26 protein-coding genes and 2 tRNA genes are annotated in these 26,501 nt (G+C 37.6%); 25 read left to right on the top strand and 3 right to left on the bottom strand.

All coding sequences use genetic code 11. The features are described 5' to 3' along the window. Window positions 1–8: 8 nt before the first annotated feature. The 8 genes from mazG to AM499_RS15665 all read left to right on the top strand — a co-directional run bounded on the left by mazG (window position 9) and on the right by AM499_RS15665 (window position 5,545). Window positions 9–1,466 carry a bifunctional methyltransferase/pyrophosphohydrolase YabN gene (gene mazG / locus AM499_RS15700; protein WP_053591085.1) on the top strand — a complete coding sequence of 486 codons (1,458 nt, stop codon included), beginning with the start codon at window positions 9–11 and terminating at the stop codon, window positions 1,464–1,466. Window positions 1,467–1,473: 7 nt separating this feature from the next. Continuing rightward, the gene (locus AM499_RS15695; protein ID WP_053591084.1) at window positions 1,474–1,764 is read left to right on the top strand and encodes an RNA-binding S4 domain-containing protein; all 291 of its coding nucleotides are present in this window, start codon (window positions 1,474–1,476) and stop codon (window positions 1,762–1,764) included. A 108-nt stretch (window positions 1,765–1,872) separates the two neighbouring features. Beyond that, the gene (gene yabP, locus AM499_RS15690) at window positions 1,873–2,175 is read left to right on the top strand and encodes a sporulation protein YabP (RefSeq protein ID WP_053591083.1); all 303 of its coding nucleotides are present in this window, start codon (window positions 1,873–1,875) and stop codon (window positions 2,173–2,175) included. Further along, on the top strand, window positions 2,172–2,669 hold the full coding sequence (gene yabQ / locus AM499_RS22440; protein WP_053591082.1) for a spore cortex biosynthesis protein YabQ: 498 nt from the start codon (window positions 2,172–2,174) through the stop codon (window positions 2,667–2,669). Before yabP ends, yabQ begins: the two co-directional genes overlap by 4 nt. A gap of 24 nt (window positions 2,670–2,693) precedes the next feature. Then, window positions 2,694–3,089, top strand: coding sequence for an FtsB family cell division protein (locus tag AM499_RS15680; protein WP_053591081.1), 396 nt, complete (start codon window positions 2,694–2,696; stop codon window positions 3,087–3,089). A gap of 137 nt (window positions 3,090–3,226) precedes the next feature. Continuing rightward, complete coding sequence (locus AM499_RS15675) at window positions 3,227–3,658, top strand: S1 domain-containing RNA-binding protein (protein WP_053591080.1); 432 nt, start codon at window positions 3,227–3,229, stop codon at window positions 3,656–3,658. Window positions 3,659–3,866: 208 nt separating this feature from the next. After that, window positions 3,867–5,072, top strand: a complete 1,206-nt coding sequence (locus tag AM499_RS15670; protein WP_053591079.1) for an EAL domain-containing protein — start codon at window positions 3,867–3,869, stop codon at window positions 5,070–5,072. A gap of 23 nt (window positions 5,073–5,095) precedes the next feature. Beyond that, window positions 5,096–5,545 (top strand): DinB family protein, encoded by a 450-nt coding sequence (locus AM499_RS15665; protein ID WP_053591078.1) that lies wholly within the window; start codon window positions 5,096–5,098, stop codon window positions 5,543–5,545. A 602-nt stretch (window positions 5,546–6,147) separates the two neighbouring features. Here the strand turns inward: AM499_RS15665 and AM499_RS15655 are convergent. From AM499_RS15655 to AM499_RS15645, 3 genes are all read right to left on the bottom strand, one after another. Then, a complete protein-coding gene (locus AM499_RS15655) occupies window positions 6,148–6,870 on the bottom strand; it encodes a nucleotidyltransferase domain-containing protein (protein ID WP_053592245.1) in 723 nt (240 codons plus the stop codon). Window positions 6,871–7,254: 384 nt separating this feature from the next. Beyond that, window positions 7,255–7,326: transfer RNA gene (locus AM499_RS15650), tRNA-Glu, on the bottom strand. Between the two features lie 18 nt (window positions 7,327–7,344). Continuing rightward, window positions 7,345–7,418, bottom strand: a tRNA-Met gene (locus AM499_RS15645). A 195-nt stretch (window positions 7,419–7,613) separates the two neighbouring features. Between AM499_RS15645 and AM499_RS15640 the strand changes: the two genes are divergently transcribed. The 17 genes from AM499_RS15640 to lysS all read left to right on the top strand — a co-directional run bounded on the left by AM499_RS15640 (window position 7,614) and on the right by lysS (window position 25,980). Then, on the top strand, window positions 7,614–9,989 hold the full coding sequence (locus tag AM499_RS15640) for a SpoIIE family protein phosphatase (RefSeq protein ID WP_053591076.1): 2,376 nt from the start codon (window positions 7,614–7,616) through the stop codon (window positions 9,987–9,989). 318 nt (window positions 9,990–10,307) lie between these two features. Further along, window positions 10,308–11,714, top strand: coding sequence for a tRNA lysidine(34) synthetase TilS (tilS, locus tag AM499_RS15635; protein ID WP_197275565.1), 1,407 nt, complete (start codon window positions 10,308–10,310; stop codon window positions 11,712–11,714). Between the two features lie 18 nt (window positions 11,715–11,732). Further along, a complete protein-coding gene (gene hpt, locus AM499_RS15630) occupies window positions 11,733–12,275 on the top strand; it encodes a hypoxanthine phosphoribosyltransferase (protein ID WP_053591074.1) in 543 nt (180 codons plus the stop codon). 98 nt (window positions 12,276–12,373) lie between these two features. Next, window positions 12,374–14,368 carry an ATP-dependent zinc metalloprotease FtsH gene (ftsH, locus tag AM499_RS15625; protein WP_053591073.1) on the top strand — a complete coding sequence of 665 codons (1,995 nt, stop codon included), beginning with the start codon at window positions 12,374–12,376 and terminating at the stop codon, window positions 14,366–14,368. A gap of 115 nt (window positions 14,369–14,483) precedes the next feature. After that, a complete protein-coding gene (locus tag AM499_RS15620; protein WP_053591072.1) occupies window positions 14,484–15,266 on the top strand; it encodes a type III pantothenate kinase in 783 nt (260 codons plus the stop codon). Further along, on the top strand, window positions 15,267–16,148 hold the full coding sequence (gene hslO / locus AM499_RS15615) for an Hsp33 family molecular chaperone HslO (RefSeq protein WP_053591071.1): 882 nt from the start codon (window positions 15,267–15,269) through the stop codon (window positions 16,146–16,148). It abuts the gene before it with no gap. After that, entirely contained in the window at window positions 16,132–17,058 is a 927-nt protein-coding gene (locus AM499_RS15610; RefSeq protein WP_053591070.1) for a peptidyl-prolyl cis-trans isomerase, read from the top strand. The genes hslO and AM499_RS15610 overlap by 17 nt, the downstream gene beginning before the upstream one ends. Window positions 17,059–17,224: 166 nt before the next feature. Next, the gene (gene cysK, locus AM499_RS15605; protein WP_053591069.1) at window positions 17,225–18,148 is read left to right on the top strand and encodes a cysteine synthase A; all 924 of its coding nucleotides are present in this window, start codon (window positions 17,225–17,227) and stop codon (window positions 18,146–18,148) included. 425 nt (window positions 18,149–18,573) lie between these two features. After that, window positions 18,574–19,947, top strand: a complete 1,374-nt coding sequence (locus AM499_RS15600; protein ID WP_053592244.1) for an anthranilate synthase component I family protein — start codon at window positions 18,574–18,576, stop codon at window positions 19,945–19,947. Then, window positions 19,944–20,534 carry an aminodeoxychorismate/anthranilate synthase component II gene (gene pabA / locus AM499_RS15595; RefSeq protein ID WP_053591068.1) on the top strand — a complete coding sequence of 197 codons (591 nt, stop codon included), beginning with the start codon at window positions 19,944–19,946 and terminating at the stop codon, window positions 20,532–20,534. The genes AM499_RS15600 and pabA overlap by 4 nt, the downstream gene beginning before the upstream one ends. A 1-nt stretch (window position 20,535) precedes the next feature. Further along, window positions 20,536–21,369: an aminodeoxychorismate lyase gene (pabC, locus tag AM499_RS15590; RefSeq protein WP_053591067.1), complete on the top strand. Its 834-nt coding sequence runs from the start codon at window positions 20,536–20,538 to the stop codon at window positions 21,367–21,369. Window positions 21,370–21,373: 4 nt separating this feature from the next. Beyond that, window positions 21,374–22,231 (top strand): dihydropteroate synthase, encoded by an 858-nt coding sequence (gene folP, locus AM499_RS15585; protein ID WP_053591066.1) that lies wholly within the window; start codon window positions 21,374–21,376, stop codon window positions 22,229–22,231. Between the two features lie 6 nt (window positions 22,232–22,237). Further along, entirely contained in the window at window positions 22,238–22,603 is a 366-nt protein-coding gene (gene folB, locus AM499_RS15580; RefSeq protein ID WP_053591065.1) for a dihydroneopterin aldolase, read from the top strand. Next, complete coding sequence (folK, locus tag AM499_RS15575; protein WP_053591064.1) at window positions 22,600–23,118, top strand: 2-amino-4-hydroxy-6-hydroxymethyldihydropteridine diphosphokinase; 519 nt, start codon at window positions 22,600–22,602, stop codon at window positions 23,116–23,118. Before folB ends, folK begins: the two co-directional genes overlap by 4 nt. Further along, window positions 23,070–23,288 (top strand): helix-turn-helix domain-containing protein, encoded by a 219-nt coding sequence (locus AM499_RS15570; protein WP_053591063.1) that lies wholly within the window; start codon window positions 23,070–23,072, stop codon window positions 23,286–23,288. The genes folK and AM499_RS15570 overlap by 49 nt, the downstream gene beginning before the upstream one ends. Before the next feature lie 2 nt (window positions 23,289–23,290). Continuing rightward, complete coding sequence (gene dusB, locus AM499_RS15565) at window positions 23,291–24,316, top strand: tRNA dihydrouridine synthase DusB (protein WP_231687480.1); 1,026 nt, start codon at window positions 23,291–23,293, stop codon at window positions 24,314–24,316. A 173-nt stretch (window positions 24,317–24,489) separates the two neighbouring features. After that, complete coding sequence (lysS, locus tag AM499_RS15560) at window positions 24,490–25,980, top strand: lysine--tRNA ligase (RefSeq protein WP_053591061.1); 1,491 nt, start codon at window positions 24,490–24,492, stop codon at window positions 25,978–25,980. The last annotated feature ends 521 nt before the right edge of the window (window positions 25,981–26,501 follow it).

Raw genomic sequence — 26,501 nt, 5'->3', positions numbered from 1 at the left:
GTGAGCAGATGAATGAAATTACCATTATTGGCCTCGGGGCAAGCGATTTAGATCAATTGCCTCTAGGTATATATAAAAAGCTAAAAGCATCAGAACATTTATATGTTCGTACGGAGCAGCATCCTGTTTTGCAAGAATTAAAAACAGAAGGACTTACATGGAAAAGCTTCGATGAAATTTATGAAAAGAATGATCAATTTGAAGGTGTTTATGAGGAGATTGTGAAAACTTTACTTCAGTTAGCAATTGCTAACCCTGTTACGTACGCAGTACCCGGACACCCATTAGTAGCTGAACAAACTGTACAATTACTTATTGAAGCGGAGCAACAAGGCAAAGCGAAAATTAATATTGAAGGTGGACAAAGCTTTTTAGACCCTATTTTTGGCGCGTTAAGAATAGATCCTATCGAAGGATTTCAGCTTTTAGATGGTACAAGCTTAAAACGTGACGACATTCAAATGAATGCGCACGTATTAATCGGACAAGTTTATGATGCGTTTAGCGCCTCCGAAGTGAAGCTTACGCTCATGGAAAAATATCCAGATGAATATGTCGTTACTATCGTCACTGCAGCTGGTTCAGCTCAGGAAAAGTTAACGAAAGTGCCTTTATATGAGCTAGATCGAGTAATGGAACTCGATAATTTAACAACATTATACGTTCCTCCTATACTCCAGCAAGAAAATAGATTAAAGGAATGGCAAACCCTACGTAAAATTGTAGCTGATTTACGTGGTCCTAATGGATGTCCATGGGATAAGGAACAAACACATACGACGCTAAAGAAATATGCCGTAGAAGAAGTGTATGAATTATTACAGGCAATAGATGAAGAAGACGATGATCATATTGTTGAGGAACTCGGCGATGTGCTATTACAAGTATTTTTACATGCTCAAATTGGAGAAGATAATGGATATTTCAGCTTAGAGGATGTACTAGAGTCAGTATCCAATAAAATGATTCGCAGACATCCCCATGTTTTTGGAGATGTGATCGCCACAAATTCAGAAGATGTGCTTCGTAATTGGCAGCAAATTAAAGCGCAAGAGAAGAAAGAACATAACGAGTCATTGCTAGATGGGGAATTGCGTGCAGATTCTTCGTTGCTTACTTCTTATAATTTTCAAAAGAAAGTAGCAAAAGTTGGTTTTGATTGGCCAGATGTATCTGGAGCATGGGAAAAGTTCGATGAAGAGCTAAAAGAATGGAAGAAAGAGTTAAAAGATGGCAATATAGATACGCAGACGGATGAGTTAGGGGATGTATTGTTTACGCTCGTTAATTTAGCTCGTTTTTACGGCTTATCTCCAGAGCAAGCGATCATGCAAGCAAATGAAAAGTTTAAAAGGAGATTCCAATATATTGAGTCGAGTGTTAAAAAGGGAAAAGGAGACTTTACTCATTATAATCTGGAAGAGCTCGATTCTTTTTGGAAAGATGCAAAGAAATTAGAGAGGTAGTGTTGTTATGAGATTAGATAAATTTTTAAAAGTTTCTCGATTGATTAAGCGTAGAACACTTGCAAAAGAGGTTGCAGATCAAGGAAGAATTACGATAAATGGAAAAGTGGCGAAGGCAAGCTCCGATGTAAAGGCGGGAGATGAACTATCTATTCGATTTGGTCAAAAGGTAGTAACTGCTATTGTTGATGCGATAAGAGATTCTGCTAAAAAAGAGGAAGCTGCATCGATGTTCACGATAACAAAAGAAGAGAGATTAGAAAAAGTAGATCCAGCATTTATTGATGATGAAGATTAAAAAATAGAAAACAAATAAATTTTATAAAATAAAAAGCGTGGCATTTGTCATGCTTTTTTTTTACGTGCATACAATACAAAGAGAGGACAAGGAGAGGAGAGAGTATAAATGCAATTTCAAGCAGAAAATCAAACAATTACTATTCCATCGGGGGACCACGTTATTTCCTTAAGAAATCGTAAAAGAATGGATCTAACATCGGTTAAATCTATTGAACGATTCGATCAACAAGAATTTTATGTAAGGACCTCACAAGGAATCCTCCATATTAAAGGAGAAGATTTAAAGATCGTACACCTAGACGTAGATAAAGGTCTCCTAACATTAGATGGGATTGTACGAGTTATGCAGTACGATGAAGAGCAGCAGTTAGACGGAGCAAGAGGATTACTTCATAAACTATTCGGATGACACTCTCTCTACAATTTCTAAGCTTATTATTGATGATAGCGAGTGGAATTCTAGTTGGTGCAATTATCGAAGGAACGCGCTTTGTAACGGAAAGCTTTTCAAAGCGTTCCTTCGTTTATAAATATCGAGTCGGTTTAGAGATAATTATATGGATTTCTCTAGGGTTGGGAACTTTTTACTTACTTTATGAAGTTCGAGATGGCATATGGAGAATATATGATCCACTTGCACAAATAGTAGGAATCCTTTTATACGAACAACTCTTTCAGCCAGTTTTTCGATTGGCGGGAAGGATTTTTTTAAGTTTAATCGTTAAGCCCATTTGGTTTATTATTCGTTTGTTCATAAAAATCATTCGCAAAATAATACAATTGATTGTTATTATAGTCTTATTTATAACTAAACCTTTTCAATACGTTTATAAAAAAACAATTCATTTGGCCCTTCAGAAAAAACCAAACTTCCGTTATAATAAAAAGTACACTAAAAATTGAAACAGTTTGACGGGAGAGGGCGAAATGGGAGAGAAGCAAAGAAATGTATCTACAGAGAAACGACTTGCATCAATTAATACCGATTATGTTCGTTCCATCGAACGTCAAGAAAATCGTAAACATGCAAAAAAAGTTCGTTTATACAGACGTTTAGCTACATTTACAGTGATGTCCATTTTAATTGTCGGGTTTCTGATTACTTCATTAATAAATAGTAATAAAACGTTAGAAGAAAAGAAACAGCAAAAAGAACAAGTTTCAGAAGAACTAGCTAAAGTACAAGAAGAGCAAGAAATATTGAAACTTCAAATTTCCAAATTAAATGATGATGAGTACATTGGAAAATTATTAAGAAAAGATTATTTTCTTTCAGAAGAAGGAGAAATCATTTTTACTTTGCCTGAAAATGAAGAAAAATAATATAAAAATAACGCTTCAAAAGAGTAGTCTTATTGACACTCTTTTTTTGTTAGCTATAATAAAGATAAGGTTTGTATGAAAAAAATCGTACAATCACGTTAAGAGTCGTTTAAATTTTAAGGAGGAGCATTTTTTTTATGTCAATTGAAGTAGGCAGCAAGGTACAGGGTAAAGTAACAGGAATCACTAACTTCGGAGCGTTCGTAGAGCTGCCAGGAGGCTCAACAGGTCTAGTTCACATTAGTGAAGTTGCGGATAATTATGTGAAAGATATTAATGAGCACTTGAAGGTTGGAGATGTTGTAGAAGTTAAGGTGATGAATGTTGAAGCGGATGGCAAAATCGGATTATCTATTCGTAAAGCGAAGCCTCAAGCGGAAAGACCAGAGAGACCAGAACGTCCTCAGCGTCCACGTAACAACAATCGCCCAAATGATCGCGATCGTCCAAACAAAGAAAATTTCGAACAAAAAATGGCTAGATTCTTAAAGGACAGTGAAGATCGTTTGTCTACGTTAAAGCGTGCAACTGAATCTAAGCGTGGTGGCCGAGGCGCTAAAAGAGGATAATTAGCTGTCTGTTTTATCGGTAGAAAAAATGTTTAATAGATGAGAAGGTGTTCAGCATTGCTGACACCTTTTTTTGTACTAAAAAATTATACTAATAAATATAATTGTATCTAGTACCTTTTTTTCATTAAAATGGATTGTTAATATATAAGTATCGTTTTCTTAGGTAAAACGAGTACGATTGTCAATCGTTAAAGGAGGTTTTTATATGGATGCAATTGATGTACTAACGAATTTAGATAATTTGAAAGCATATTTTCAGCCAATATTTAGTGCAGACGAGCATATTGTAGTTGGTTATGAAGTAACCGGAAAACTTCAAATGGATGACAAGTTAATAAACTTAACATCATTTGCATATGATGAAGATATTCCAGAAGAGTATCGGGTTGAAGTGGAACATAAAATATTGCATTTGGCACTTTCTCAACTTGCTGGAGAAGTGAAAGATTTTGATATTTACCTTCCATATAATGCAAACTTACTTATATTAGATTATGGTGAAAGTTATTTTGAAATTATAAAAGAGTATATTTTAGAAGAAAATCTCCCCCGCATTGTTCTTGTAATTTCAGAGCATAACTTTAAAGGAGATTTTAGCCAGCTTAATAATATCCTTCGCTATTTACGTACATACGGAATGAAGGTTGCTATAAATCAGGTAGGCTCCGAAAGCCATTTGGATTATATTAAGATGATCTCCCCAAATATCTTAAAAGTGAATATTGAGCAATTGAGTTATGAATCGTGGAGTGCACAAAATGATTTATTTACGTCCCTTGGTACGTTAGCTCGTAAAATGGGAGCGAATATGTTATTTGAAGGTATTGATACTGTACATCAGCTTCAATTTGCTTGGAAGAATGGTGGAAGATATTATCAAGGGAAGTACTTGTCTGATTCTGCTACAACGGTTATTCCAAAAAATCAGTTGAAGGAAAGATTTAAAAAGGAATGTCAGCAGTTTATTAAAATAGAAAAGCGCATGCTCGAAGAAAATTATAATGAATTGAAAAACTTACAAAATCTTTTAGAAACGACTATCCAGCATTCAAAGCCTGCAAGTGATAATAGCGAGCAACTTTTGGCGCTAGCCAAAGAACTTGATGTATATTCTTTCCGTATTTATATTTGTAATGAAGATGGTTTCCAAACTTCACCTAATATTATGCGCATGGATAAGAAGTGGACTGTTCAAAAAGAGGCTATTAATAAAAATTGGAGCTGGCGTCCATATTTTTTAAAAACAATTATAAAAATGCGCAATGATCAAAGTGGAGTATTTTCTGATGTATATAGCGATATCGACACTGGAGAATTGACACGAACATTTTCAATACCAATGAATGAAAGTGAATATCTATTTATTGATATTTCCTATGATTACTTATTTAAGCATAATATATTTAGATAAAGAAGTTTTTAGGGGGAAAAGGTGTGAATAAAGAAGATATTTTAAAAGCACATGTAGCGTATGTGAACTGGTTAGATGAACTTACTAATTTGAATGAGATTAAAGGAAACACACCATACAAAGAAGGTAAGTGGTCGCCGAATGAAATTGTGATGCATTTAGCCGAGTGGGATCGATTTACCCTAGAAGAACGAATGCCTTATATGAAAGAAGGTGCAAAGCTTGAAACGTTTCCAAACTTCGAAGACTTTAATGCAAAAGCCGCAGCCCGTGCTCATGAACAAACATTTACAGAGACCCTTGCTTATGCAAAAACTCAACGGCAAGCTATTATGGAACAACTCGAACAAATCGCTGAAATAGAATGGGACAAAATTTTCTATATTGGTAACCATGAATTAACTATACGTAGTTACTTCACCGATTTCATGGAACATGATCTTCACCATAAAAACCAAATAGCTTTAAAATAATTTATTGCCTAAGACTGTATATACTCAAGATTTTGAGTTTATACAGTCTTTCTACTTTTTCAAAATAGGCCAAATCCGTTTATTTCAGCTCTAGTAGGACGCTTTCCGCCGGCATGGCTTCAGCCGCTTCCCTTGCTCCTGCGCAAAGCTCGTCGCAAAAAACAATGCTCCTGCGCAAGCTCGTCGCAAAAATTAATTTCGCTACGCTCAGTCCAGGGTCTTCAGCTCATGCACCTGATGCTTCGCTTTCGGTGCAGAAAACATTTGCTATTTCGGCTGGAGTCGCCGCCTTACACTCCAATCTACTATTATCCGCTTTTCAATTTGAAAACCATCATGTCATTAATAGAGCAAGTTTTTATCACTTGAATTTTTTCAATTAGTATTACTAGAAAATCGTTGAAAAAGGCGATTCTCCTGTGGGAATAGCGTTAGCCGAAGACCCCGCATTGAGGGGAAGGTAATCTAAGTTCGCCGCATCCTGCTCCTGCGCAAAGCTCGTCGCAAAAGAACTTTTGCGGTAACGATTGCATGACCAACATCGTGTTGGCCTAGGAGGCTAAGGCAACGCCCGCGGAAAGGGAGCCGTTTCAAAGATTTTCTTATTTATCGGTCGACATTTTTCCTAAAGAAAACCCTTCAAATAAACGTCCCCCGTAAGGATGTAAAATATCCTCTACAAGTTGAATTACCTTATTTTTTTCACCAGTTTTATAATAAATATCAAATGATTCAACAAACCGATTGGCAAAATTCTCATCATGATGTTTTAATGCACGGACAATCCATTTAGAGGCACCACTCCATTTACCATTCGTTCGTAACACAAATTCACTTAATAATTCGGCTAGTGTATTTGCTATAAAAATTTCTTCTGCTCTATTAGTACTTCCAATGAAATCATCTAAGGCGTCCGTAATAAAGTATCGTTTTATATTAATAGTCTCAGGTGACCAAGTTTCTGGCCCTTTTGCTAACAGTTCTTTGGCTTCGGTTTTAATAGAATCTAAAATATCGTTGTCTTTCAAGATGAGCCCTTCCGCAACCATGCGGGGCAAAGAAGGTCTAGCTCTTTTGGAGTCACTTTCAAAAAAGGTTTTATAAGAAGTGAGATTATGAACAAAAACTTCAATCGGCCATCCATCTAAAAGAAGAGATTCTCTAAAAGAGATTTGACTATTGTTATAAAATACAACAATGTCTATATCTGAAGTTTTTGTAGTTTCCCCTCGGATTACGCTTCCTGCTAAAAGAGCACCTTGGCAATTAGGGTGATGTAAAGAGATAAATTGCTTTGCAGCTTCGATAGGTTCTAGTCTGTCAATATACACGTAGCATTCTCCTTTATTTATAAAATTCAAGGCTCCGTTATTGAATAAAGTTTATGAAGTGCATTGAAAAAAGAATGTGTTTCAAAATTCGCGTGTAGAAACGCGGATGTGCACTTGGGCACGCTAAGCACGAGTAGTAGCTCCCACATACAGCGGCTCATGCGCCGTGCGGTCAGCGCGAATGCTAATTAGAAATGTTTTATACTCATTTATTCTTAATAAATTTAACATACTCTAAGTTTCTGAAAACAACCACCATAAAGGAAGTGTCGCACCTATATTGCCTACATATGTTTGCAAATAACAAATTAAGATTTAGAAAGCCAAAATAAAAAAGCAGTTCCAAAAATTCGACTTTTGGAACTGCTTTTTATTAGATGACCCCTACGGGATTCGAACCCGTGTTACCGCCGTGAAAGGGCGGTGTCTTAACCGCTTGACCAAGGGGCCAGATTAATGGAAAAAATATGGCGGCAGAGGGGATCGAACCCCCGACCTCACGGGTATGAACCGTACGCTCTAGCCAGCTGAGCTACGCCGCCAATTTAACGAACAATTACATATTACAAGCGTTTGGGCCAAGTGTCAATACTTCTTGAAAAAATATTTTCTTTCTCCTATTATTTATTGGCTAAACGAGTCGAAAACTTTTTTGGAGAGGGTGTCAGAAACAGACATACTTCTTGTTCTAAATCTAGGTATACTTCCATCAATAGCTGAATAGGGGGTATATACTTTTGAAAACATTGTATGAGCAAAATCAAAAAAGAAATTTTTCGTGGAGAAAGGTTTTAGAAGAGATTCAAGTTCGAAAAGTAGCCATATCATTCGCTCTTATTTTTTTTATACTTGCTTTCTTCCTAGCGCAAGTCGTATTATTCGAAGCTTCCGTTCCATTCTTCCTTCCTATATGGGCATTAGTAAGCTTACGATTTAAACGTTTTTTACCTTGGACCATTGCAGGGGCTTTGCTTGGTAGTATGACGCTAGGACTTGGACAAGTAGTCATACACGCAATGCAAGCGTTTATATTTCCACTTCATTCAAAAAGATTGATCAGGAAGATACCATTACCCTTATTTGTATTATTAGATGTTGTTTTTATACAAGTAATATGGCAGTTAGTGTCCTATTGGGGACAGATTCCAGGTTCCGTTTGGCTAGCAATCGGCTATGAAGGCCTTTTGAGTTTATTTATGACTATATTTTTATTTCAATTATTTCTCCCATTGCCAGATATACTTCATAAAAGATGGACGGCAGAAAGAATGGGAGCTGCTTTATTAATAGGAGCATTAGTCTTAACGGGAATGTCCTCGTATATTTTTGGATACGTTTCGATTCCTTTAATACTTGCTCATTTAGTAATAGCAATTGCCTCTGCAGTAGGTGGAATTCAGCTTGCAACCGTCGTTGCAGTTCTAGCAGGGACAATATTAAGTATTTCAAAGCTAAGCTTCAGTGGCATGATAGCGGTATATGCCGTTACCGGCTTTTTAGCAGGGCTGCATAAACCATTTGGCCGACTTTGGCAGGCGTTTAGTATGCTAGGCGCTACATTTTTCTTTATTTTATACGACCGAACTTTACCACTAGATAGTGTTTATATAGGTTCATTGGTAACCGCTTCATTGTTGTTTTTTGCTATACCTTCCAGTTGGATTAAATCTTTAAAGGAGGAACTTTACCCGGATACTTCAAATATTCTTCTGCGCAGACAGAAGTGGATGACTGAAAAAGTAAACAATCAGTTACAGGAATTCCAACATTTCGTAGACTTCATTACAAGTTTCATTTCTGATCGATTTAACAATAAAGGAGCTGTTGAAAAAGAGCAAAACCAGGCATTTGAAACATGCCAGTCGTGTTTTCAATATGAAAAATGTTGGGGGGGAAAATCAAATGGAATCCCATCGCTGATGGCACAATGGGAAAATGAACCTAAAAAAAATAGAATACAAATTGAAAAGAGAATCGGTTATAAGTGTGTGAAACCAGTAAAAATTATTCAAGAATTAATAGAAAGGGAGGCAAAAAAACAACTAAACAACCAAATGCAACACGGTAAAAAAATGTACGCTTTAAAGCTACGTGATATTGGAAACCATATGAATGAACTTATAAACAATTTAGATAACAGTATGACTTTATATACATCTCACGAAGAAGAGATCAAACAGAAGTTTGATCAGTGCAATATCCCGTTTTTTCAAATTGACGTTTTAAATATTGCGGTAGGGCAAATGGAGGTTGTTATCTGCTTACCGGTAGAATCTAGAGCCAAAATGGTTGGTGAGAGATTAATACTGCCAATACTTTATGACTTATGGAAAGAACCATTTGAAATAACGTCCATGAAAGAAGTTCATCAACCATATGAGCATATTCAAATGACCTGTAAATCTTCTGTACGTTTTCAAGTAACACATGATGTTTATACATCATCCAGCAGAAATACGATATATTCAGGAGATGCCCATGCAGTATTTCCTTTACACCCTGGATTACTTGCGGTTATTTTATCAGATGGAATGGGGAATGATATCGAGGCACACAGAGAAAGTAGACGAGTAATGCAGTTTATGCGAGAATGCCTAAATAAAAAAATGGATCCTGAAACAACGATGCATACTCTTCATTACATGATGAGTTTGCAAGATGATACGGATAGCTATGCAACGGTAGATTTAGCATTGATCGACTTACAAAAAGGAGAACTGTGGTCTTGGAAAGCTGGTAGTATGTCTACTTATTTGATAAGGGGGAATGAGATGCGTAAAATTGAAAGTAAGCATGTGCCATTTGGTTTCCTGCCTACTTTTACTATTGAGGCAAGAAAAGTTGATATTAAAGATGGCGATATTCTGCTAATGCTATCGGATGGTGTCTTCTCATCCAATACGTCCATAGACAAACAAGAGCTGTATTATCAAAAAATACTCCAAGATCCAACGATGAACGCAGAAAGATTTGTAAAGAAATTAGAAGAAACTTATTCATTACCAGGAGACGACCGAACGGTTATCTTCATGCAAGTAAAACATGTAGTTCCAGAATGGTCTATTTTTTCACCACGTGAAGCAGCTAAATTCCAAGAAAAAATGGTACACTAAATAGAAAAGCGCAAGCGCCTGTCAGTGCCCCGAAAAGCAAATGGGAAGATTCGAAATCCAACCTGTTGGATGTAGAAGATTTTCATTTGACCTCGAGGGGCAAGGCGCTGGAGTCTGGACAAAAAGAAAAGCGTAAGTGCCTGTCACTGCCCCGAGCTGTGCGCAGGAGCAACGTCCTTTCTACGCCGAGCTGTGCGCAGGAGCAACGTCCTTCTGCGACGAGCTATGCGCAGGAGCAACATCCTTTCTGCGACGAGCTGTGCGCAGGAGCACCGTCCTTCCTGCGACGAGCTATGCGCAGGAGCAAGGCGCTATAAAATGAAAAGAGGTGAGAAGATGCTTTCATTCGCTCAAAAGGTAAAAAAGTATATCGACAAGCACAACTTGATAGATAAAGGTGAGCGTCTTCTTATCGCTTGTTCTGGTGGCGCAGATTCAGTTGCTTTAGTAAGAGTTTTGTATGAACTTCAAAAGGACTATGAAATAGATATTGCTATTGTGCATACCGATCATCAGTTAAGAGGAGAAGAATCTGCACAGGACATGCGATTTGTGGAAGAACTTGCAAACAGCTTGAAATTACCCTTTTACGGAACGAAAATAGAGGTACCCAGTAGAGTCGCTGAAGAAGGTGGGAATGTTCAAGTTATTTGTAGAGAAGAACGCTATGCATATTTTGAAGTAATTATGGAACAACATAATTATCCCAAATTAGTTTTAGGTCATCATGCAGATGACCAAGTAGAAACTGTCATAATGTCGTTAGTGAGAGGTACACTATCCTCCTCTATAACTGGGATACCAAGAACTCGAAATTTTTCAACAGGAGAAATTATTCGGCCTTTTTTAGGGGTAACAAAAGAGGAAATTTTCAACTATGTTCATTTACTAAATCAACGTTTTAGACATGACCCAAGTAATGACAAGCATACATATACAAGAAATCGGATTCGACATAAAGTAGTACCTTTATTAAAAGAGGAGAATGCTTTAGTAAGTGACAGAATTCAGTTATTTGTTGAGAAGCAACAACAGGATGATACACTTCTTCAAATAATGGCAAAAGAAAAATTTGAACAGCTTGTGACGGTTGATTCAAATCATTCCTTTTTTCTTGATACAATGCACTTTAAGGAAGTTCCCATCGCTTTACAAAGAAGGGTAGTTCTACTACTATTAAACTATCTCTATAATGAATCCGATACATTTCTAAACGATCGGTTAATTGAGTCGATCCTTTTCGCTTGTAATGAGTTTGAAGGTAATTCAGTAATTCATTTACCAAAATCTTTTTTCCTTGTTCGGCATTACAATAAGGTCCAATTTACATCCTCCATCAAGGAACCTGCATTAATGGGTAAAATGGAAATACAAGAGGATTGTTGGTTTGAGGTTGGTGCTGGTTTTTCCATCTATTTAACGAGAAATATAGAGGCAAATATTTCGGAAGAAAAATTTTATGTCCAGTTGGATCACGATCAGCTACCACTTTTCATAAGACAAAAAGCTGAGGGAGATCGTATCCATATGAAAGGGATGTCCTCTCCTAAGAAAGTTTCTCGGTTATTTATCGATGAGAAAATTACAGCCGAAGATCGCTATGTTTGGCCACTACTTGTAAGTAAGAACAATGATATACTAGCAGTAATTGGGCTTCGTTACGAAGAGCGATTTTCGAAGGAGTATCATGGACAGAATTTTGTCCTATACTTAAAAAAACATTAACTATTAGGGGGGACTAAAATGTTAGAAAAAGACATTCTAGAAGTATTATTAACAGAAGAACAAATTCAAGAAAAAACCCGTGAACTTGGTGCGGCACTATCAGAAGAATATAAAGATAAGTTCCCGCTAGCTATTGGTATTTTAAAAGGTGCTATGCCATTCATGTCCGATTTGATGAAACGAGTAGATACTTACATTGAAATGGATTATATGGATGTATCAAGCTACGGTAACGCTACTGTTTCTTCAGGTGAAGTAAAGATTGTTAAAGACTTAAATACAAGTGTAGAAGGACGCGATATTTTAATAATCGAGGATATCATTGATAGTGGAATGACACTAAGCTATTTGGTGGATTTGTTCAAATATCGTAAAGCAAAATCAATAAAATTGGTTACACTGCTTGATAAACCGTCTGGTCGAAAAGTAGATTTACAAGCAGACTATGTTGGCTTTGAGGTACCAGATGCATTTGTAGTAGGATACGGATTAGACTACGCAGAAAAATATCGTAATCTGCCATATGTAGGTGTGTTAAAGAAAGAAGTTTATACTTTTTAATTTTAATGGTGAAATAAAAGGCTTTTCATTGTACGCCCAAAAATTCGTATGATAAGATTACATATAGTTTTTCTGTTTACCTTGTGAGGAGGCTAGGAATGAATCGAGCACTGCGCTACGCTATATTATACCTATTAATATTTTTTGTGATTGTTGGAATTTTCGCTACGTTTAATACGAGCAATCAACCAACAAAAGAAATTCGCTTTGACGAATTTATGACTTCCCTTGAAAAAGGAGAAGTAACAAGCGTTGTTCTGCAACCTGAATCTGGAATTTATGTTGTAGAAGGCGAAATGAAAGGCTATGAAGAAGGGGAAAAATTCTTAGCTAAAGCCCCATATAGTGAAGATTTACAATCAGAAATTAGAACACTGGCAAAAACACACTCAGTTCAAGTTGATTATAAAGAAACGCCAAAAACAAGTGGCTGGGTACAATTTTTCACAGGGTTATTACCATTCCTGATTATCATTATTCTATTCTTCTTCTTATTGAGTCAATCACAAGGCGGTGGTAACCGTGTGATGAACTTCGGTAAGAGTAAAGCGAAATTGTATGACAATGAAAAGAAAAAAGTAAGATTTACAGATGTTGCTGGGGCAGATGAAGAAAAGGCTGAACTAGTAGAAGTAGTAGATTTTCTAAAAGATCCACGTAAATTTGTGGAGATTGGAGCACGTATTCCGAAAGGGATCTTATTAGTAGGTCCTCCAGGTACAGGTAAAACATTACTTGCTCGTGCGGTAGCCGGAGAAGCAGGCGTACCTTTCTTCTCTATTAGTGGTTCGGATTTTGTTGAAATGTTTGTCGGTGTTGGGGCATCTCGTGTGCGTGATTTATTTGAGAACGCGAAGAAGAATGCACCATGTATTATTTTCATCGATGAGATTGATGCAGTAGGTAGACAACGTGGAGCTGGTCTTGGTGGAGGTCACGATGAGCGTGAACAAACACTAAATCAATTACTTGTAGAAATGGATGGTTTCGGTGCAAATGAAGGTATTATTATCATTGCTGCAACGAACAGACCGGATATTTTAGATCCTGCACTTCTACGTCCAGGTCGTTTTGACCGTCAAATCACAGTTGGTCGTCCAGATGTTAAAGGACGAGAGGCAGTACTTAAAGTACATGCCCGCAATAAGCCACTTGACGAATCAGTGGATTTAAAAGCGATTGCACAACGTACACCAGGTTTCTCTGGTGCAGATTTAGAAAACTTATTAAACGAAGCAGCACTAGTTGCAGCGAGACGTAATAAGAAAAAAGTAGATATGAGTGATATTGATGAAGCAACGGATCGCGTAATTGCAGGTCCAGCTAAATCCGGTAAAGTTATTTCAGAAAAAGAACGTAAAATTGTGGCATTCCACGAAGCGGGACACGTAGTAATCGGATTAACACTTGATGATGCGGAAATCGTTCATAAAGTAACAATCGTTCCTCGTGGTCAAGCAGGTGGATATGCGGTAATGCTTCCAAAAGAAGATCGTTACTTCATGACGAAACCAGAGTTATTAGATAAAGTTGCAGGTTTATTAGGTGGGCGTGTAGCAGAAGATATTACTTTTGGTGAAGTATCAACTGGTGCTCATAATGACTTCCAACGTGCTACTGGTATTGTTAGAAGTATGGTTACTGAGTATGGTATGAGTGACAAATTAGGACCAATGCAATTTGGTCAAGCACAAGGTGGAAACGTATTCCTTGGACGTGATTTTAACTCAGAGCAAAATTACTCCGATGCAATTGCGTATGAAATCGATCAAGAGATGCAAACAATGATTAAAGAGCAATACAATCGTACAAAACAGATTTTAACGGAAAAACGTGATTTGTTAACACTTATTGCTACTACGTTATTAGAAGTTGAAACACTCGATGCTGCTCAAATCAAACACTTAGAAGAGCACGGAACACTTCCAGAACGCGTATATGATTTAACGGATAGCGAAGCTGAAGTGGAAACAAAAGAAGAAGTATCGGATGCAGTAGGAGCTCCAGCAGACCCTTCAACTGGTGACTTACCAAAAGAAAATGGTCCTACAGATGAGCCGAAAAATCCGATTCAAGAAGAACGTAGAGATTAATAGAATGTATTAGCTGATTGTGAATCGCAGACTTGCGAGGCAATCAGCTTTTTTCTTTGTGACTATATATGGTATGATGTGTGGGAAAACTTACCGAGAAGTGGGGACAAGTTAGATGATACTCGTGTTAGATACAGGTAATACAAACATTGTACTAGGTGTTTACGATGATGATAAACTTATTCATCACTGGCGAATGGAAACAGATCGTCTAAAAACAGAAGATGAATATGGTATGCAAGTCAAAGCTCTATTTTCACACGCCAATATTTCTTTTGATCAAATAGAAGGTATTATTATCTCATCGGTAGTACCGCCAATTATGTTTTCTTTAGAAGCGATGTGCAAAAAATATTTTGGTATTAAGCCAATAATAGTAGGTCCTGGAGTTAAAACAGGGTTAAATATAAAATATGAGAATCCCCGTGAGGTTGGGGCAGATCGAATTGTAAATGCAGTAGCTGCCATCCATGAATATGGCAGTCCGTTAATCATTGTAGATTTTGGAACTGCAACAACTTATTGTTATGTCAACGAAAAAGGTGAGTATATGGGAGGGGCTATAGCTCCTGGAATCGGTATCTCCACAGAGGCACTTTTTACTCGTGCAAGCAAACTTCCTCGTATTGAGCTAACTAGACCGGAGCATGTCATTGGGAAAAATACTGTTTCTGCGATGCAAGCTGGTATTGTGTATGGTTATGTAGGACAAGTGGAAGGAATTGTGAATAGAATGAAAAAAGTATCGAAACATAACCCTAAAGTGATAGCAACAGGTGGGATGGCATCTTTAATCGGGGATGAAACAACCATTATGGACGTAATTGATCCTTTTCTAACATTGAAAGGTTTGTATTTAATTTATCAAAGAAACTTAGATGAAAGAGGTTTGAAATAAATGGGAGATTACTTAGTAAGAGCATTAGCATTTGAAGGAAATGTCCGTGCATATGCAGTCCGCACAACAGATACTGTAGGGGAAGCGCAACGACGTCATCAAACATGGCCAACTGCATCAGCGGCCCTTGGTAGGTCAATGACTGCTGCTGTTATGATGGGGATAATGTTAAAAGGGGAAGACAAACTCACAGTAAAAGTAGAAGGTAATGGCCCAATCGGACCAATGATTATTGATAGCAATGCAAAAGGGGAAGTTCGCGGGTATGTCACTAACCCACAGACCCACTTTGATTTAAACGAAGTTGGGAAATTAGATGTACGTCGTGCAGTAGGTACAGAGGGTACATTGACTATTGTTAAAGACCTTGGTTTAAGAGATTTCTTTACAGGTCAAGTACCTATCGTTTCAGGTGAAATTGCTGAAGACTTTACGTATTATTTTGCTGTTTCTGAGCAGGTACCTTCCTCTGTTGGTCTTGGGGTACTCGTAAACCCAGATAACACAATTTTGGCAGCGGGTGGTTTTATCATCCAGCTAATGCCTGGTACTGATGATGAAACAATTACTGTTATCGAGGAACATTTAAGCAAAATGGAGCCTGTTTCTAAAATGATTGAAAAAGGATTAACTCCTGAGGAATTGCTTTTTGAAATTTTAGGGAAAGATAATGTGCAAATTTTAGATTCTATCCCTGTATCATTTGAATGTAATTGTTCTAAGGAACGTTTCGGTAGTGCGATTATTAGCTTGGGAGTAAGTGAAATTCGCGATATGATTGAGGAAGACGGAGGGGCAGAAGCACATTGTCATTTCTGTATGGAAAAATACCAGTACTCAGTAGATGAATTGGAGTCGTTTATCGATGAAATCAACGCGTGATAACTTTAATCCACAACAAAAACGACATTTAAAAACAAAACCAGTGCTTTTGTTACTTGGTATTCTTTTGTTTGGCAATTTACTCTGGTTTATTGCTTGGCTAATACCAAATGAAAAGGCAAATGGAACGGAACAAGTCGCCTCTGTTGATGGGAAAGGTATTACGAAAGAACAATGGATGGCTTCTATGGAATCAATGTACGGGAAAGAAGTGCTGCTAGATCTCGTTAATGCAGAAGTGATGGAAGCAGCTGCAAAAAAATACGAAATTAAAGTAACTGATCAGGAAGTGGATTTAGAGGTAGCTCTTATTCGTTCTACCCAAGAAGGGACAGATACATCTCTTCAAACGTTAAATGAAGAATCGATGCGTGCAAAAGTTCGTTCACGTTTAATTTTGGAAAAGGTTTTAGCCAAAGACATAGTGATAGAAAAAGATGCTATAAAAGCTTTTTATGATGATAATAAAAACTTATATAATATTCCGACATCCTACCGTACAAGTGTTATTTATGTTTCCTCAGAGGAGGAGGCTAAGGAAGTTGTAAAAGAATTAAAGAATGGTTCTTCTTTTGACGGTCTGGCAAGGGAACGATCAAAAGACACGAGTTCCGCTAGCTTAGGTGGAGACATTGGATATGTTTCAGAAGGAACGAAGTCTATAGATGATGAAATTTTATCTGCGCTACCAAACATAGAAACAGGTAAATGGAGCGATGTGATTAGCTTAAAAGACGGTCGGTTTGCTGTCGCGCAAGTAGTGAGTGTTTTTAAAGGTGAATCATTTTCTTACGACGATGTAGAAGATCATATTCACCGAGAGCTTGCGCTTGATCAGCTGCCCCAGTCGGTTACGCCGGAAGTGTTCTGGGAAGAATTTGATGCGCAATGGTCGTATAGCGAAAAATAGTAACAACAAAGCTTATAATTTAAGTTTAAACAGCGTATTCTATGGAATGCGTTGTTTTTTTAAATAAAATTGAGTTTGAATCTAATTTTATTGACAATGAATCTTTTAAATTGGTATTATTAAGAAAATAAAACCTATTAATATAGTAGGGATTGGGAGTGTAACGATGACGAAGTTTGCGCAATCAGTAGTAGATTTAATTGGAAAAACACCAGTAGTTAAACTAAACAGAGTGTCAAACCCTGAGGATGCAGAAGTATATGTGAAATTAGAATTCTTCAACCCAGGAAGCAGCGTGAAAGATCGTATTGCATTTGCAATGATTGAAGCTGCAGAAAAAGAAGGAAAATTAAAAGATGGTAGCACACTTATCGAGCCTACTAGTGGAAACACAGGAATAGGACTTTCTATGATTGCTGCTGCGAAGGGTTATAAAGCGGTATTAGTTATGCCTGATACAATGAGCTTAGAGCGTAGAAACTTACTTCGTGCTTACGGAGCTGATTTAGTATTAACTCCAGGAGCAGACGGGATGAAAGGCGCTATCGCAAAAGCGGAAGAACTAGCAAATGAAAATGGTTGGTTCATGCCACAACAATTTAATAATGAATCAAACCCGGAAATTCACCGTTTAACAACAGGTCCTGAAATTGCAGAAGCATTTGATGAACTACATGGTTTTGTGGCAGGAGTTGGTACTGGAGGTACAATCACAGGTGCGGGTAGCGTATTGAAAGAAAAATTCTCAGATATTCATATTGCTGCAGTAGAACCAAAAGATTCCAATGTTCTATCTGGTGGTAAACCAGGTCCACATAAAATCCAAGGAATTGGAGCGGGATTTGTACCAACAGTTTTAGATACAGAAATGTATGATTCCATTATCCAAGTATCGAATGAAGATGCTTATGCAACTGCTCGCGAAGTTGCAAAATTGGAAGGTATTCTTGGTGGGGTATCTGGAGGAGCAGCTATTTATGCAGCACTTCAACTTGCAAAACAACTAGGAAAAGGGAAAAAAGTTCTTGCGATAGTTCCAGATAACGGAGAGCGTTATTTGAGCACACCACTTTATCAATTCGAAGACTAATTCAGACGAAAAACGCTCGCATTCTTCGTTGCTCCTGCGCAAAGCTCGTCGCAAACAAGAGAGAGTTTGCTTGCACTTCGTTGTAAGCTCATGAACTTTAGTTCTATTCGCTTCCGCCTCGTTGCTCCTGCGGTTACTCGTCGCAGAAAACCATTGCTGGCGCGCGGGCCCACAGGATGTGGGTCATGCAACCGTTGCCGCAGGACGCGGCGTACTTAGGTTGCCTCGACTGACAAGCGTTTTCATCCAGTCTGAAAAGAACTTCTTCAAATTTTAGAAAAAAATGAGCTAAATTGAGCGGGAGCATAGTGCTTCCGCTTTTTTATGTGGCGAAAAGTACTGGTTTCAAGTTAAGATGAAGGCAAACGTTTTTAGGAGGATTTCAAGAATTGGATTTACTTACATTACAAACTAAGACCTTTAATATGTCAAAAGAAGATTTTTTCTATGCTTATAAAGAAATCACAAAATCGGAATCACATCATTTATTTTTAGAAAGTGGTAGAGGTGGCCGTTTGAGTGTTGCTGCTTGGAATCCTTTGGCGATTACTAAATCTTTAGACACTGGATTACATATAAAATGGAGAAACGGGGATGAAGAGATACGTCATGGAGAGGCGCTTACGGAGTTAGAAAAGCTTGTTGAATCCTACCACATCCCATTTCAAGAGAATTTGCCTGATTTTCAAGGTGGTGCAGCTGGTTTTATAAGCTATGATTATGCACGCAAAATAGAAGTGCTACCAACATTAGCTGAAGATAATCTACATACACCTGATATCTATTTTTATTTATTTGATTTCTGGGCTGTACTTGACGTGGAAACTCAACTTGTTACTTGTATGAAACTCTCTACGAGTAATATAAATTTAGAGGATATGGAAGATGCTTTAAAGACTGCAAGTAGCAATGCAGAACGTAAATTTTCATATGAATCTGCCGCAGAAGTAACTAATGATGATGCGGAGTTGCTCGTCTCTGTGAGTGGAAATGAATTTGAGGCTGCTGTCCGTCAAGTGCAGGAGTATATTGCTCAAGGGGATGTATTCCAAGTGAATTTATCGGTTCGCCAATCTAAAAGGCTAAATGCTGAGTCGATTGCTATGTATGAGGCACTTCGTGCATTTAATCCATCTCCATATATGGCTTACATTCAGTCACCAGATTTTGCAGTTGTTTCAGGATCACCAGAGCTATTAGTGAAGAAAAAAGGAACTGAATTATCGACACGTCCTATCGCTGGAACGAGACCACGTGGTAAAAGCGATGAAGAAGATATCACGTTGGCTAATGAGCTTATACAAAATGACAAAGAGCGAGCAGAACATGTTATGTTGGTGGATTTGGAAAGAAATGATTTAGGACGGGTCTCATCCTATGGAACTGTTGAAGTTAACGAATTTATGGTCATCGAACGCTATTCGCATGTTATGCATATTGTTTCCAATGTAAAAGGTACACTTCGTCTAAGTACATCGAATACAGAGATTATTCAAGCGATGTTCCCAGGAGGTACGATCACAGGCGCTCCGAAAATCCGTACGATGGAAATAATTGAAGAGCTTGAACCGGTTCGACGCGGATTATATACGGGATCAATCGGTTGGTTAGGGTTTTCGGGTGATTTAGAATTAAATATTGTCATTCGCACTGCTTTTATTCAAGACGGAATGGCACACATTCAAGCGGGAGCGGGAATTGTAATCGATTCTGTTCCGGATGCAGAATATAAGGAATCCTTAAATAAAGCAAAAGCATTATGGCAAGCAAAAGCTATGGCAGAAAGAGGTCAGCTATGATTTTAATGATTGATAACTATGATTCCTTTACTTATAATTTGGTGCAATATATTGGTGAACTTGGGGAGAAAGTGACGGTTGTTCGAAATGATGAGCTAAGTATCTCGGAAATAGAACAGTTATCTCCATCTATAATTGTTGTTTCTCCAGGCCCTTGTACACCTAATGAAGCTGGTATTAGCCTGGATATCATTACTCATTATGCAGGAAAAATACCTGTTTTTGGTGTTTGTCTTGGACATCAGTCGATTGGACAAGCATTTGGTGGTAAAGTAATACGCGCAGAAAGACTAATGCACGGAAAAACCTCTCCTGTTTATCATGATGGAAAAGGAGTTAATACAAATATGCCAAATCCTTTCCAGGCGACAAGATATCATTCTTTACTAGTAGAAAAAGAATCATTACCTGATTGTTTAGAGGTGACTTCTTGGACAGATGAAGGAGAAATAATGGGGCTTCGTCATAAAGAGTTCGCAGTAGAAGGTGTACAATTTCATCCTGAATCGATTATGACAGAGGAAGGTAAAAAACTAATTCAAAACTTTTTTGAAGCATATAGCCCTGCAGTAAGGGAGATTATTTAATATGGATGCTTGGAAAGATGGAGAATATTATCGAGCGGATGAACTTACAATTTCTCCTTATGACCATGGCTTTTTGTACGGGCTAGGGTTTTTTGAAACATTTCGTACGTATGATGGAAAAGTATTTTTATGGGAAGAGCATTGGAATCGACTTGCTCGAGCACTAGCTGATTTTCGTATTACAATGCCTTTTGATCAAAAAACAATTATGGAAGCTGTAAAAGTATTAACTACTATGAATAACGAGGAAGACGGTTATTTTCGTTTAAACATTTCAGCAGGTGTCCATGATATCGGGCTACAGCCTAATAGTTATGACAAGCCGACTGTTATTTTATTTCGAAAACCTTTACACACTGTACCTAGAGGAACAGAAAAGTCTGCCGTTTGGTTAGAAACAGTGAGAAATTCGCCGGAAAGTGGCACACGTCATAAATCTCATCATTATGCGAATAATATACATGCTCGATTCGAGGTTGCATCACTTGCGTCACTAGAGGGTATCTTTCTAACTTCTGATGGTTTTGTAGCAGAAGGAATTACGTCCAACTTATTTTGGGTGAAAAATGGGAAGTTATTTACACCTTCTTTGGAAACAGGAATATTAGCAGGCATCACACGTGATTGGATCATTAAAAATTCACCAATAGTAGTAGAAGAAGGTTTATTTAAACAAGATGCATTGAATGAAGCGGACGAAGTATTTATTACCAATGCAGTACAAGAGATTGTGCCTATAAAAGATATAAGCGAAAAGCATTATTTAGGAAACCAAGGACCCGTTTATGCTACGCTTCATGAGATGTATGTAAAGTGTATTCAGAAAGAAGGATAAAAACATGAACTTACAATTTAATACCAAGCCTTTTGAAGCTGGTGGGGTTAAGTTAGATTTTCGAAAAGAATCAATTGTTATGGGGATACTAAATGTTACACCGGATTCCTTTTCGGATGGTGGAAAATTTAATAACGTCGAAGCAGCAGTAGCTCGTGCAAAGCAAATGGTTGCAGATGGCGCCAAAATCATTGATATTGGTGGTGAATCCACAAGACCTGGGTACACTATCATTTCAGATGAAGAGGAAATAGCGCGTGTCGTACCAGTTATAAAAGCAATTACTGCGGAAGTAGATGCGGTCATTTCCATCGATACATATAAGTCAGAAGTTGCTAGAGCAGCAATACTGGCAGGTGCACATGTCATTAATGATATTTGGGGCGCAAAAAGAGATTCAAAAGTTGCCAAGGTAGCTGCAGAATTAGGAGTTCCAATTATACTCATGCATAATAGAGATAACGAAGAATATACAGATTTTTGGCCAGAAGCAAAACGAGATTTAGAGGAATGTATTCAAATTGCAAAAGCAGCAGGAGTGACCGATGAAAATATTTGGTTAGATCCAGGTATCGGCTTCGGAAAGACAACAACTCAAAATGTTTGGATGATGCAGCACTTAGATGAATTAGTAGATATGGGTTATCCAGTTTTACTTGCAACATCTCGAAAACGTTTAATCGGTAATGTATTAAATCTTCCTGTAAACGAACGAATGGAAGGTACAGGGGCGACCGTGTGCTATGGTGTTCAGCTTGGTTGCCATATGGTGCGAGTACATGATGTGAAGGAAATTGCCCGTATGACAAAAATGATGGACGTGCTAACAGGAAAGGTGCAATTTAAGGAAAGTGAGGCTTAATTTTTTATGGACTATATACATCTGAATGATTTAGAATTTTACGGGTTTCATGGTGCGTTACCTGAAGAAACGAAGCTCGGTCAAATTTTTCGAGTAACCATCACACTAGCTTGTGATTTAAAAAAAGCTGGTGAAACCGATAACTTAGATGAAACAGTAAATTATGCAGAGGTATTTGAGCTTTGTAAGGAAATAGTAGAAGGCAAGCCATATTTATTAATAGAAGCAGTTGCTGAAAATATCGCTGCGCGTATCTTATCAGAATATGAATCTAAGGTGAGTGGCTGTCGCATACAGCTAGTTAAGCCTAATCCGCCTATTGCAGGCCATTATGCTTCTGTCGCGGTTGATATTACGAGAGGTATACTATGAATATAGCGTATTTATCATTAGGATCTAATATCGGAAATCGATTTGATTTTCTTAGAAAATCTGTTCAATTACTAAATGATTCTGAAAGTATACAAGTAACGCAAGTTTCTTCTGTTTACGAAACAGATCCAGTTGGGTATGTAGATCAAGCTGCCTTTTTGAATATAGTGGTGGAGCTTGAGACATTATTTACACCGCAGGAATTATTAAAGAGATGCAATGAAATAGAGGCAGAACTAGGTCGTACTCGTGAAGTTCGTTGGGGTCCTCGAACTGTAGACCTTGACATTTTGTTGTATAATGAAGAGAATATGAAAACGGAGAACCTTATTATTCCTCATCCAAGGATGACGGAGAGAGGCTTCGTGCTCGTACCTCTTGTGGAGTTAAATTCGGATTTAGTTGAGCCTCTTACAAAGCGTTCTTTATTGGAGCTTGCACAAGTTCAGAAAGAAGGCGTTCATATATGGAAAACGTTCGATGGGGTAGACGCATTCGTGCATTTCGACGCTTAAAAAGGTTGAGTCAAGTTGAACTGGCGAAAGAAATGGAGATGTCTGTGTCTATACTCGGGCAAATAGAGCAAGGGAAAAGAGTTCCAAGTGAACGGCAGTTAGATAAAATTGCTTCCTTGTTAGATATACCGATAGAAGAATTAAAAGGAGAAATAAAGGCAGGTGAATGATTTTGACAAAAGCAGCGACAAAACCATTTAAAATTGGAAATTTTGAAATGGATAATCGTGTCGTGTTAGCGCCAATGGCAGGTATTTGTAACTCTGCTTTCCGATTAACTGTTAAAGAGTTTGGAGCAGGGTTAGTTTACGCAGAAATGATTAGTGACAAAGGAATCGTTAATAAAAACGAAAAGACTTTGAGCATGCTTTATATAGATGAGCGAGAAAATCCTCTATCACTTCAAATTTTCGGGGGAGAAAAAGATACACTTGTAGCAGCTGCCAAATACGTAGATCAGCATACTTCTGCGGATATCATTGATATTAATATGGGGTGTCCGGTAAACAAAATTATTAAGTGTGAGGCTGGAGCGAGATGGCTTCTTGATCCTGAGAAAATTTATGAAATGGTTTCTGCGGTAGTCGACAATGTAAATAAACCTGTTAGTGTAAAAATGCGTACAGGTTGGGACGATGATCATATTTACATTGTGGATAATGTTCGTGCAGTAGAACGTGCTGGCGGAGCAGCGGTTGCCGTACATGGTCGTACTCGTTTACAAATGTACGAAGGGCAGGCGAATTGGGATTTGATTCGTCAGGCAAAGGAAGCTGTGAATATACCGGTTATCGGTAACGGTGATATAAATACTCCACAAGATGCAAAGCGTATGCTAGAAGAAACAGGCGTCGACGCTGTAATGATAGGGCGAGCAGCTCTAGGAGACCCATGGATGATTTATCGTACGGTGGAATACTTGGAGACAGGTGAACTTAAGCCTGAACCTACAGTAGAAGAGAAGATTGAAGTGTGCTTATTACATTTTGATCGTTTAACTGCATTAAAAGGAGAAGGTATCGCTGTAAGAGAAATGCGTAAACATGCTTCTTGGTACTTAAAAGGTATTCGTGGTAATGGTAAAGCGCGTAATATGATTAATCAAACAGAATCTGCACAAGAGTTAAAGGATTACTTACGTTATTTTGCGGAAGAAACATCAAAAGAATATAATGCTGACTCTGTTCTTGCTTATTAAAATGAGGGCTATCACTTACTAGTGATGGCTCTTTCCGTTTTAAAAGATAATCAGAATAGTGAAATATATTCTTTCGTGTAGGAAAAAGGTGAACAGCGTACAGAAATTGTGTACAATAAGTTCAACGTAATAAAAGATAGTTGCGGATAATAGGTAGTGGAGGAGTGACAAACATGTCTAATGTAGAAGAATTAAGCGATCAAATTTTGGTGAGAAGACAGAAGATGACTTCTATACAAGAAAAAGGATTAGATCCTTTTGGTAGCAAATTTGAGCGTACCCATTTAAGTGATCAAGTAATTGCTGAATATGATCAATTTACTAAAGAACAATTAGAAGAAACACCTCATGAAGTCGTAATTGCAGGACGAATTATGACTAAAAGAGGAAAAGGGAAAGCTGGATTTGCACACATTCAAGATTTGGGCGGTCAAATTCAAATTTATGTACGAAAAGATGCAATCGGAGAAGAAGCGTATGAATTATTTAATACAGCTGATTTAGGAGATATTGTAGGAGTAAGAGGGAATGTATTTCGTACACAAGTAGGCGAACTATCGGTGAAAGCGGTAGAATTCACATTCTTAACAAAATCCCTACGTCCAATGCCAGAAAAGTTTCACGGTTTAAAAGACGTTGAGCAACGTTATCGTCAACGTTATTTAGATTTAATGACAAGTGAAGAAAGTAAAAATACATTTATTGCTAGAAGTCGTATCATTCAAGCGATTCGTCGTTATTTAGATGGACAAGGCTATTTGGAAGTTGAAACACCGATGTTACATACAATCGCTGGTGGAGCAGCTGCTCGTCCTTTTATCACGCATCATAATGCATTAGATATGGAATTATACATGCGTATTGCGATTGAATTGCATTTAAAACGTCTAATCGTAGGTGGATTAGAAAAAGTATATGAAATTGGTCGTGTTTTCCGAAATGAAGGTGTTTCAACACGTCATAACCCAGAATTTACAATGATTGAATTGTATGAAGCGTATGCTGATTACCAAGATATCATGAACTTAACAGAGAATCTTGTTTCTCATGTTGCTCAAGAGGTATTAGGGACAACTACTGTTACTTACGGTGAGGATCAAATTAACCTTGCTCCTGGCTGGAGACGTTGGCATATGGCAGATGCGGTAAAAGAAACTACCGGTGTAGACTTCTGGAAAGAAATGACCAAAGAAGAAGCGCATGGTTTAGCAAAAGAACATGGTGTTGATGTAAAACCTACGATGGAAGTTGGTCATGTATTAAATGAGTTCTTTGAACAAAAAGTAGAAGAAACATTAGTGCAACCTACATTTATATATGGACATCCTGTAGAGGTATCTCCTCTTGCGAAGAAAAATCCGGAGGACGGTCGTTTTACAGATCGTTTTGAATTGTTCATTGTTCGTCGTGAGCACGCAAACGCATTTACAGAACTAAATGACCCTATTGATCAACGTCAACGCTTCGAAGCCCAATTAGCTGAAAAAGAAGCAGGTAATGACGAAGCGCATGAAATGGATGAAGATTTCTTAGAGGCATTAGAATATGGTATGCCGCCAACAGGTGGTCTTGGAATCGGTATTGACCGTTTGATTATGTTGTTAACTAACTCTGCATCTATTCGCGATGTATTATTGTTCCCAACAATGCGTCATAAAGATTAATCGTTTTATAAAGTTCTATATATATGAAGGAGAGATGCTACTATTTGTAGTGCCTCTCTTTTTTTATAGTTACTATATGTAGTATGTAAAATAGGAAGGGAAGTATTTTAAAAAAAGTTAATAAAAACGCTTGCCATAAGTTAAAGAGGGTGGTATAGTTATCAAGTTGTCATTTTTATTACCGATTCACATCGAAAATAAAATAAAAAAGTTGTTGACATAGATAACGAGATTTGGTATGATATTAAAGTCGCCAAAACGACAACACAATAAATTTTAAACATGAACATTGAAAACTGAACATGCAAAACGTTAAGACATATAGCTTGATAGACTAGCTTCGGTTAGTCGGATAGCAAACAATTTTGACATCATTTAATGATGATGCCAGCAAAACAAAATGAGCTTTTTAAGTTCTCTATTATGGAGAGTTTGATCCTGGCTCAGGACGAACGCTGGCGGCGTGCCTAATACATGCAAGTCGAGCGGATGATGAAGAAGCTTGCTTCTTCTGATTTAGC

The sequence above is a fragment of the Bacillus sp. FJAT-22090 genome, from assembly GCF_001278755.1.
GTDB lineage: Bacteria > Bacillota > Bacilli > Bacillales_A > Planococcaceae > Psychrobacillus.
This window is presented reverse-complemented; position numbering and strand designations above follow the sequence as displayed.

What these genes read in the sequence shown, in the direction of transcription:
- AM499_RS15680 (WP_053591081.1), top strand. Translation starts at nt 2,694, where the DNA reads ATGGGAGAGAAGCAAAGAAATGTATCTACAGAGAAACGACTTGCATCA.
- pabA (WP_053591068.1), top strand. Translation starts at nt 19,944, where the DNA reads ATGATTTTAATGATTGATAACTATGATTCCTTTACTTATAATTTGGTG.
- lysS (WP_053591061.1), top strand. Translation starts at nt 24,490, where the DNA reads ATGTCTAATGTAGAAGAATTAAGCGATCAAATTTTGGTGAGAAGACAG.
- mazG (WP_053591085.1), top strand. Translation starts at nt 9, where the DNA reads ATGAATGAAATTACCATTATTGGCCTCGGGGCAAGCGATTTAGATCAA.
- yabQ (WP_053591082.1), top strand. Translation starts at nt 2,172, where the DNA reads ATGACACTCTCTCTACAATTTCTAAGCTTATTATTGATGATAGCGAGT.
- folB (WP_053591065.1), top strand. Translation starts at nt 22,238, where the DNA reads ATGGACTATATACATCTGAATGATTTAGAATTTTACGGGTTTCATGGT.
- pabC (WP_053591067.1), top strand. Translation starts at nt 20,536, where the DNA reads ATGGATGCTTGGAAAGATGGAGAATATTATCGAGCGGATGAACTTACA.
- cysK (WP_053591069.1), top strand. Translation starts at nt 17,225, where the DNA reads ATGACGAAGTTTGCGCAATCAGTAGTAGATTTAATTGGAAAAACACCA.
- folP (WP_053591066.1), top strand. Translation starts at nt 21,374, where the DNA reads ATGAACTTACAATTTAATACCAAGCCTTTTGAAGCTGGTGGGGTTAAG.
- AM499_RS15620 (WP_053591072.1), top strand. Translation starts at nt 14,484, where the DNA reads ATGATACTCGTGTTAGATACAGGTAATACAAACATTGTACTAGGTGTT.
- tilS (WP_197275565.1), top strand. Translation starts at nt 10,308, where the DNA reads ATGAAAAGAGGTGAGAAGATGCTTTCATTCGCTCAAAAGGTAAAAAAG.
- AM499_RS15695 (WP_053591084.1), top strand. Translation starts at nt 1,474, where the DNA reads ATGAGATTAGATAAATTTTTAAAAGTTTCTCGATTGATTAAGCGTAGA.
- folK (WP_053591064.1), top strand. Translation starts at nt 22,600, where the DNA reads ATGAATATAGCGTATTTATCATTAGGATCTAATATCGGAAATCGATTT.
- AM499_RS15670 (WP_053591079.1), top strand. Translation starts at nt 3,867, where the DNA reads ATGGATGCAATTGATGTACTAACGAATTTAGATAATTTGAAAGCATAT.
- AM499_RS15600 (WP_053592244.1), top strand. Translation starts at nt 18,574, where the DNA reads ATGTCAAAAGAAGATTTTTTCTATGCTTATAAAGAAATCACAAAATCG.
- AM499_RS15570 (WP_053591063.1), top strand. Translation starts at nt 23,070, where the DNA reads ATGGAAAACGTTCGATGGGGTAGACGCATTCGTGCATTTCGACGCTTA.
- ftsH (WP_053591073.1), top strand. Translation starts at nt 12,374, where the DNA reads ATGAATCGAGCACTGCGCTACGCTATATTATACCTATTAATATTTTTT.
- hpt (WP_053591074.1), top strand. Translation starts at nt 11,733, where the DNA reads ATGTTAGAAAAAGACATTCTAGAAGTATTATTAACAGAAGAACAAATT.
- AM499_RS15610 (WP_053591070.1), top strand. Translation starts at nt 16,132, where the DNA reads ATGAAATCAACGCGTGATAACTTTAATCCACAACAAAAACGACATTTA.
- yabP (WP_053591083.1), top strand. Translation starts at nt 1,873, where the DNA reads ATGCAATTTCAAGCAGAAAATCAAACAATTACTATTCCATCGGGGGAC.
- AM499_RS15675 (WP_053591080.1), top strand. Translation starts at nt 3,227, where the DNA reads ATGTCAATTGAAGTAGGCAGCAAGGTACAGGGTAAAGTAACAGGAATC.
- hslO (WP_053591071.1), top strand. Translation starts at nt 15,267, where the DNA reads ATGGGAGATTACTTAGTAAGAGCATTAGCATTTGAAGGAAATGTCCGT.